At 34.1% G+C, this 3,409-nt stretch carries 6 protein-coding genes; 3 read left to right on the top strand and 3 right to left on the bottom strand.

Translation table 11 applies throughout. The features are described 5' to 3' along the window. Positions 1-202: 202 nt before the first annotated feature. Complete coding sequence (locus tag ACWG0P_RS15975; protein ID WP_455802557.1) at positions 203-748, bottom strand: DUF402 domain-containing protein; 546 nt, start codon at positions 746-748, stop codon at positions 203-205. Between the two features lie 132 nt (positions 749-880). On the opposite strand from ACWG0P_RS15975, the gene ACWG0P_RS15970 reads away from it, so the two are divergent. The 3 genes from ACWG0P_RS15970 to ACWG0P_RS15960 all read left to right on the top strand — a co-directional run bounded on the left by ACWG0P_RS15970 (position 881) and on the right by ACWG0P_RS15960 (position 1,919). Continuing rightward, entirely contained in the window at positions 881-1,072 is a 192-nt protein-coding gene (locus ACWG0P_RS15970) for an oxidoreductase (protein WP_455802556.1), read from the top strand. Beyond that, the gene (locus ACWG0P_RS15965) at positions 1,072-1,353 is read left to right on the top strand and encodes a spore coat protein (protein WP_455802555.1); all 282 of its coding nucleotides are present in this window, start codon (positions 1,072-1,074) and stop codon (positions 1,351-1,353) included. Before ACWG0P_RS15970 ends, ACWG0P_RS15965 begins: the two co-directional genes overlap by 1 nt. A gap of 107 nt (positions 1,354-1,460) precedes the next feature. After that, positions 1,461-1,919, top strand: coding sequence for a GAF domain-containing protein (locus tag ACWG0P_RS15960; RefSeq protein ID WP_455802554.1), 459 nt, complete (start codon positions 1,461-1,463; stop codon positions 1,917-1,919). Here the strand turns inward: ACWG0P_RS15960 and ACWG0P_RS15955 are convergent. Together ACWG0P_RS15955 and traF are read right to left on the bottom strand one after the other, a co-directional pair. Then, positions 1,907-2,725 (bottom strand): aminoglycoside N(3)-acetyltransferase, encoded by an 819-nt coding sequence (locus tag ACWG0P_RS15955; RefSeq protein ID WP_455802553.1) that lies wholly within the window; start codon positions 2,723-2,725, stop codon positions 1,907-1,909. The two genes, ACWG0P_RS15960 and ACWG0P_RS15955, sit on opposite strands and share 13 nt — an antisense overlap. Beyond that, positions 2,695-3,129: a conjugal transfer protein TraF gene (traF, locus tag ACWG0P_RS15950; protein WP_455802552.1), complete on the bottom strand. Its 435-nt coding sequence runs from the start codon at positions 3,127-3,129 to the stop codon at positions 2,695-2,697. The genes ACWG0P_RS15955 and traF overlap by 31 nt, the downstream gene beginning before the upstream one ends. Positions 3,130-3,409 lie beyond the last annotated feature (280 nt).

Raw genomic sequence — 3,409 nt, 5'->3', positions numbered from 1 at the left:
AACGTCTTGTTTTTTTTTGTTTGTTTATCTGGAATATGATTATGTTCATATCTCATTGAAATCAACGTATTTCCTGTTCAGTTTTCAAAGACCGATTTGTTTTCACTCTCGTTGAGTGCCTGTATATAATACTATACATCCCAAACTGTGTCAACAAATATTCTCACTTTTTTTTAAAACTTTTTCAAAGCTCTATTCTTCCTTAAAATCCTCGTTTATCTTCTTCTATATATTGCAGATATTTATCATACAATTTAGAAATTTCACGATGCTCGAAGGGAGAATTCTGTAAACGAATATCCACCATCAAACGATCTAGTCCACAACGTATTGCTTTTTTTAAATCTTCGCTGTATCCCATCTCTTTCGCATGTGCATCATATTCATCTTCATCTAGTAGCATGGTTTTACCAACAGGTGAAACTTTCACATCCAAATCATAATCGATATTCTTAATAGCTTCCCCATCGTATATTGAAGGAGATGCCAAATTACAATAATAATGAATTCCTGTTTTTCGTATCATACAAATAATGTTATACCACTTGTCAGGATAGAAGAAACAAATCGCAGGTTCTCTAGTAATCCACTTACGCCCATCAGATTCACTCACGAGTGTTTTGTTTGTTACCGCAACGATTCTCTTCTCATTAACTTCAATGACATAACCAGTTGCCCAAGTGCGATGAAGACTTCCATCATGTTTGTAACTCTGTATGTATACATGATCTCTTTCTTTCAATTCCATGTTCTACCTCCTCACGAGTCAATATTATAGCAAATATTTTTATGAAATCATAGGAATACCTAGGATTTTTATTTCCATACTATGAACGAAAGGAGAGTATAGTCTTTCCCTATGACTATACAACAACAAACTATGCTGACACCTAAAGACGTCTTATATTTATCTGATTTATTAGATCAGACCCTAGTTTTAAACAAACGCATTGCAAATGACATGAACATGTTACAAACAGAAGAAGTAAAAACCTGCTTCAAAAATGTAAACAAGAAATTAAAAGAGCAATACAAAACCATGGTTAAGATTTTAGAAAAGGAGGCAAAATAATGTCAACAAGTTCTCAAAGCTATTCTGAAAAAGATATTTCAACCAATTTATTGGTTACTTTAAAACACATGAAAGCAGAGATGAATACCTTCTCACAAGAAGCAAGTAATGCTGCCCTATATAAGGAAGCGGAAAAATTGTATCAAACAGTATCTCAATTACAACGTGATGTATTTGAAATGATGTGTGGACAAAGTTGGTACAAAATGACTGCAGATAGTGCAAAAAATATTTCTAAAGCATATACCAAAGCTAGTAACAGTGAAGCAGATTTAGCATAACCCATCTTTAGTTTCACCTACAAAATAAACATTCCCTATAAGTAGCACAAAAAATACGTGCAAATCTTATAGGGTTTTTATATACTTAAGGAAAGGATGTGAACATAATGAGTGAAAAAGAAGTATTATACAAAGAACTAAATGCACAACTAGAGGCTCTATTATATGAGGAACATAATCAAATAGCGAACATGGCAAATATGTCTGCTCTTTTATATCATGCATTACCTAAGATTAACTGGGTCGGATTTTATCTATTTAAGGATGATGAATTGATACTAGGTCCTTTTCAAGGTAAGGTTGCTTGTATGCATATTCCAATGGGAAAAGGTGTCTGTGGCACAAGTGCATGTAAACAAGAAATTCTTTGTGTAGAGGATGTCCACAAATTCCCAGGTCATATTGCATGTGATAGCGCAAGTCGATCTGAAATTGTAATCCCGATTGTAAAAGAAAACACCTTGTTAGGTGTTCTTGATATTGATTCTCCTGTATTGGCACGTTTTGATGAAATTGATGCTCAATCATTATCCAAACTTGCACAGTTACTAATTCAATCTTTATGAATATGAAAATAGGCAGTTGCTAGGGTTTGCGCTTCTCGAGCGGAAAAGAATCGACATAATCCTCCACCAAGATAGGTAGTCTTCACAATGTAGCGATCTTCCATAGCCTCTCCTATATCATCAAAATCTTTCTGATTATATTCCAAATCAAGCATATCCTTCCAGATACGCTTTTTATTTATCTCAATTGGTGCACTTACTATCTTAATTGGTAATTGTTCTCCATGATAACGTGCTAACTGAAACATAACACTTTCCTTATAACTACACCCCAACAATAGTACATATCCATTGAATTCCACAATCTTACCCAATGGTGAATCTTGATTTAATCCAAAATGCAAGGGATGTTTATCACAAATTAGCTTGGCATATTTGCCCCATGCCGCAAAACTATATAATGGATGATAGGAACGCACAACACCTTCGTTTCTTAAGAATTGTTGAACAAAGGAATCACCATACTTGGATACACTAAGTTTTCGATCAAATGGCAACATATGCTCTCTAATCTTTTCCCAGCTGTCACGATCCACATTTCTCTTATGACAAGCGGGATCACTCATTTGTGGAGTAAAAGAAGGCATTACAATAGTTCCATCATAGCCTACCGTTTCCATAAGTGCTTCGATAAGCATTTGTTCTCCACCTACTAAGTATCCTAATTTTTGAATATTTGCCTGTAGTAAAACCACCATACCTTTTTGAATTCCCATAGATTCCAATATTTCACATACATCTTCTTTTATATTTACGGAATCCATACGTGTATCTTTTATTTTATCAGGTGAAGTTCTTTCAACCATTTTTTAAAATCCTTCTTCTCTATGAATCCTTCTTTTCTATTTTCAGGCAACAGGCTTCCCTGATAAAAGTAAAAGGTCATAGGTAACTGGGTATAGCTTCCAATTGTAATTCCTAATTCCGCAAGTGCAGATTTCTCATTATTATCCACATCTTCCAAAGGTACATTTACATAATATATATCAAAATGAGATTCATCTTCTACTTCTTGTATTACCTTTACATACTCCTCACATGCATAACAATTATCAGTTGTTAGGTATAACATAAATGTATTTTGTTTTTCATCTTGTAGTTTATTATTGACTTCTTGAGGAGTAAGTTCAATAGGATCTCCTGCCTGATGTCCTATACTACATGCACTCATCATAAAAACACAAAGCATTATACATATTATCTTCTTCATATAGGCACCTCTTTTCTGTCTTTTTTATTTTATCACAAAAATGAGTGGAACACATTAACTTTTGTAACTTGTCTAAAAAGAATCATAACCACGCCTAGAAGACGTGGTATGAACCTGCCCTATAAGGGCATTTTGCTGTGTGGACCATAATGGTCCTTTGAAGATTTGACAACCACAGCATTTTCACTGACTGCCCCTCAAAGGGGCTTTTTTGTTGTCTCCTACTTCTTTACTGTTTCTCCCGTAAATGGGTCTATAAATTCTTTCATGCTAATTTGAT

The organism is Amedibacillus sp. YH-ame6 (assembly GCF_053848845.1).
The sequence above is the reverse complement of the archived record's forward strand: the minus strand, read 5'-3'. Positions and strand labels throughout refer to the sequence as shown.

What these genes read in the sequence shown, in the direction of transcription:
- ACWG0P_RS15975 (WP_455802557.1), bottom strand. Translation starts at nt 748, where the DNA reads ATGGAATTGAAAGAAAGAGATCATGTATACATACAGAGTTACAAACAT.
- ACWG0P_RS15970 (WP_455802556.1), top strand. Translation starts at nt 881, where the DNA reads ATGCTGACACCTAAAGACGTCTTATATTTATCTGATTTATTAGATCAG.
- ACWG0P_RS15965 (WP_455802555.1), top strand. Translation starts at nt 1,072, where the DNA reads ATGTCAACAAGTTCTCAAAGCTATTCTGAAAAAGATATTTCAACCAAT.
- ACWG0P_RS15960 (WP_455802554.1), top strand. Translation starts at nt 1,461, where the DNA reads ATGAGTGAAAAAGAAGTATTATACAAAGAACTAAATGCACAACTAGAG.
- ACWG0P_RS15955 (WP_455802553.1), bottom strand. Translation starts at nt 2,725, where the DNA reads ATGGTTGAAAGAACTTCACCTGATAAAATAAAAGATACACGTATGGAT.
- traF (WP_455802552.1), bottom strand. Translation starts at nt 3,129, where the DNA reads ATGAAGAAGATAATATGTATAATGCTTTGTGTTTTTATGATGAGTGCA.